Origin of the sequence: Sodalis-like endosymbiont of Proechinophthirus fluctus, assembly GCF_001602625.1 — a bacterium.
GTDB lineage: Bacteria > Pseudomonadota > Gammaproteobacteria > Enterobacterales > Enterobacteriaceae.
Genome location: NZ_LECR01000047.1, coordinates 33,885 through 35,179 on the forward strand (window position 1 = coordinate 33,885; position 1,295 = coordinate 35,179).

At 50.6% G+C, this 1,295-nt stretch carries 2 protein-coding genes and 1 pseudogene; 2 read left to right on the forward strand and 1 reads right to left on the reverse strand.

From position 1 onward, the window contains the following. Positions 1-176: 176 nt before the first annotated feature. Both BG74_RS13360 and BG74_RS17080 read left to right on the forward strand, forming a co-directional pair. Entirely contained in the window at positions 177-320 is a 144-nt protein-coding gene (locus BG74_RS13360) for a hypothetical protein (RefSeq protein ID WP_187202686.1), read from the forward strand. A 131-nt stretch (positions 321-451) separates the two neighbouring features. Continuing rightward, complete coding sequence (locus tag BG74_RS17080; protein WP_244267339.1) at positions 452-559, forward strand: hypothetical protein; 108 nt, start codon at positions 452-454, stop codon at positions 557-559. Between the two features lie 122 nt (positions 560-681). Here the strand turns inward: BG74_RS17080 and BG74_RS17085 are convergent. Then, a pseudogene (locus BG74_RS17085) lies at positions 682-1,063 on the reverse strand (GMP reductase); the annotation flags it as partial. Between the last annotated feature and the right edge of the window lie 232 nt (positions 1,064-1,295).

Genomic DNA, 1,295 nt, shown 5'->3' on the forward strand with positions numbered 1-1,295 from the left:
CCCGCTAGAAGAGCGTTTTTTGCGGGCGGCCGCTGTCTTGAGGGGATCTTCAGCCAGTTAGACGGCGGTGTAACCTATCGAGTAGGTAGGTCGCAGATAGTAATAATATTGAAGCTAATCAACCCCTGTGCTGGCTGAGCGGGACAAGGGAAATACTGCTTACCGGCGAACACACCGTGCTCAATTTCATCCGCACCTTGTGCGGCGTGGCCAGCGAGGTGAAACTTTATTTCGATGCGCTAGCATATACCGGCACTGCGGTGCCGTACGGCAGCAATAGCAATTACCGGCTGGGCTTAGCGGGGCACCTTCTTAGTTAAAGAAACTTATATCATTGCCGCCGGCTCCCATCACCAACGCCGTGGCGCTGCGCGCAGATGTCCCGGTGGAAGTTGGAAATCGAAACCTTCGATGAGCTGAGCCAGGCATAGAAGCTGGCACCGATATCATTATGCTGGACAAATTCAGTCGTGAAGACATAATCAAGGCGATGACTATGACACGTCAGATGGCGGCGCTAGAAGTTTCCGGCCATGTCATGCTCGAGGACGCCGCATGATTGCGTTCTGACCGGCGTAGATTATATTTCCATCAGCGCGCTCACCAAAAATCTGCGGGTACACGGATCTCTCCATGCAGTTTCATCAACGATGAAAGTTCACGCTGCCGCGCAGTTCAAATGATACCAATGCAGATAAAAATCAGTTGCAGCGACAGCGCCACAGGATTTGCTTCATTTTCTTGAAATCGGCCAAAGAAGGTGCTGGTAGAAACCATTATATCGTAGTACCGATTCCGGCGTGCGTCACAAACTAGCGCTACTATTCCACGTTATAATGTTCATGCACCGTGGTCAGAACGTCCAAGGTGTGCCAGCGCCCCTCTGCCATGTAAAAAGTGCCGAAGGTATCGATGTTCGTGGCGATAACTGGCACGCCGGACCAGGCTAGCGAATGCCAGGATGCTTGAAGGTAAAGTCACGCTGCAGTTCAACATTGGAGCGACTTTTCAGCTTGGAGCGTTTCGGCTGGATAAGCACATCTTTTTTAAGACCTAACTTCAGTTATACGCATGGGTTTTTCCCGGTAAAAGGCGATGAGTCTCCGATCAATATCGGATACAATTTGCCCATTCCAGTAGCGACATCATACGCGGGATTAAGGTTACGGAAAGACTCCGAAATCTGCTCATTTTACGCTACAATCGTACCAATTTACCTTGGGCTGGAGAGTTTCTTTCAGGGTGAGGTAGTTAACGTGATGCAGTATATTGTTGCCCTGACCGGCGGTATCGGC